Annotated in this window: 3 protein-coding genes and 1 pseudogene; all 4 read right to left on the bottom strand. The window is 61.0% G+C overall.

Annotated elements, in window-relative coordinates; genetic code table 11:
• Positions 1–15: 15 nt before the first annotated feature.
• A complete protein-coding gene (tnpB, locus tag EBBID32_RS03250; protein ID WP_006950691.1) occupies positions 16–246 on the bottom strand; it encodes an IS66 family insertion sequence element accessory protein TnpB in 231 nt (76 codons plus the stop codon).
• Positions 243–611, bottom strand: coding sequence for an IS66-like element accessory protein TnpA (gene tnpA / locus EBBID32_RS03245; RefSeq protein WP_006950690.1), 369 nt, complete (start codon positions 609–611; stop codon positions 243–245). Before tnpA ends, tnpB begins: the two co-directional genes overlap by 4 nt.
• A 310-nt stretch (positions 612–921) precedes the next feature.
• Positions 922–1,317 carry a MaoC family dehydratase gene (locus EBBID32_RS03240; RefSeq protein ID WP_006950687.1) on the bottom strand — a complete coding sequence of 132 codons (396 nt, stop codon included), beginning with the start codon at positions 1,315–1,317 and terminating at the stop codon, positions 922–924.
• Positions 1,314–1,598: pseudogene (locus EBBID32_RS03235) on the bottom strand (hypothetical protein); the annotation flags it as partial. The gene EBBID32_RS03240 and the pseudogene EBBID32_RS03235, both read right to left, overlap by 4 nt.

Below are 1,598 nucleotides of genomic sequence, written 5' to 3'. Positions count from 1 at the left end.
GGGGCGCTCGCACCGCTAACAGACGAAGCGCCCCTTCTCGAGCCGCTTGGCGTAGAGCGACATGCCGATCCCATCGTGCCAGATCAGCTTCACCAGTGATCCGGCTCGCCCGCGGAACACGAACAGATCGCCGCCGTGGGGATCGCGCTTTAGGCCCTGCTGGACCAGCAAAGCCAGCCCCTGCATCCCCTTCCTCATATCCGTGTGCCCCATCGCAATCCACACCCGCGCACCCGAAGGTATCATCGCAGCGCCTTCAACGCTGAGGCCACCAGAGCCGGCGAAGCCGAAGAAAAGATGCTGATCCGCTTGCCGCGCGCCAGATCTATGACGATCGCGGGCTGCAGGCCGGAAGGAGCGACGTCCACATCCTCGATCATCACGGCAGCGGCGAAACCAGGAGCCGCCAAATCGTCCGGTTCGGGCTCGGCATGAGCATCGCGCAGCTTACGCCGCCACGTGTAGACCAGCGCCGTCGACACATCGTGCCGCCGCGCCACCTCGGCGACGCAGGCATCAGGCGCGAAAGCCTCGGTCAGGATCCGCAGGCGATCCTCGTCGCTCCAGCGGCGACGCCGCTCCGGCCCGGAAAATACCGTGATCTGACCCATCGACCGCTCCTAAGCGCACTCTCAAGAGCACGCTTAAGACCGGTCACTCACCTGCACGACAAGGCGGGACACGCCGGACGAATACGAATGACGGCGATCGGAAGTCCGACGGTGTCGACTGATGCGACGATGGTGGCCGTCACCGGTCTAATACTGGTGGCCCAAGCAGCACGCTGATTGCGAGCCAGCCATCCAGTTTTCTGTTCTGCACTGGATAGGCCGCGGCCCCGTTGACTGAGCCTAGTTCCGGGAAGCGGAAGTATGATTGGCTGGAGTGAGCCGTAGTTTGCCCGGATGCACGTCCTCCAAGCTATTCCTTGAGAAGGATCACCGCGTTGGCCGAGCAAACCGCACCCCGATCCACACTCTCGAGTGTGACGGAGCAGCTGACTCGCCCTTCACCCACAGCATCGATCCTGGCGCTGGCGATGATCTTTTCTCCCCCATAGACATTGTCCATGAAGCGCGAGGTCATAGATTCAATGCGCGCACCGGGGAAAGCCTGTAACAGGGCATTCATCATGTAGGCGACATTGATCGGCCCTTGATTGATGACGCGGTCACCCAGCCCCTTGGCGCGGACCGCTGCGACATCGAGATGGATGGGGTTGGGATCAGCCAAGAAGATCGCCCACTGCTTCATAGCTTCGGGATCGATTTTGTCGATCACGAAGGAGGGTAACGTCTGGCCCTCGGTGTAGGTCATGCCAAATCCCTCCGAGGCAATACCCATACATTGTCGGTTTCCAGCACCGGTACGCCATCCTCGCGTTGCAAGCGCAAGCGATAGGTAAGGACATCCATAACGCCTAGCTTGCGGCTGCGCTTACGCTCCAGCCCCAGAATCTCGCCTGATACACGATAGGGTATCTCGGTCTTCAACGTGTCAGCGAAGCGCACCTCGCTACTACCCATCATGGGGCCGTCTTCCACATCGAAATCGCAAGCCGCGCAGAGTTCGGCCACAGTTTTGCCCATGGCTACCTG

Origin of the sequence: Sphingobium indicum BiD32, assembly GCF_000382885.1 — a bacterium.
GTDB lineage: Bacteria > Pseudomonadota > Alphaproteobacteria > Sphingomonadales > Sphingomonadaceae > Sphingobium > Sphingobium japonicum_C.
The sequence above is the reverse complement of the archived record's forward strand: the minus strand, read 5'-3'. Positions and strand labels throughout refer to the sequence as shown.

What these genes read in the sequence shown, in the direction of transcription:
- EBBID32_RS03240 (WP_006950687.1), bottom strand. Translation starts at nt 1,317, where the DNA reads ATGACCTACACCGAGGGCCAGACGTTACCCTCCTTCGTGATCGACAAA.
- tnpA (WP_006950690.1), bottom strand. Translation starts at nt 611, where the DNA reads ATGGGTCAGATCACGGTATTTTCCGGGCCGGAGCGGCGTCGCCGCTGG.
- tnpB (WP_006950691.1), bottom strand. Translation starts at nt 246, where the DNA reads ATGATACCTTCGGGTGCGCGGGTGTGGATTGCGATGGGGCACACGGAT.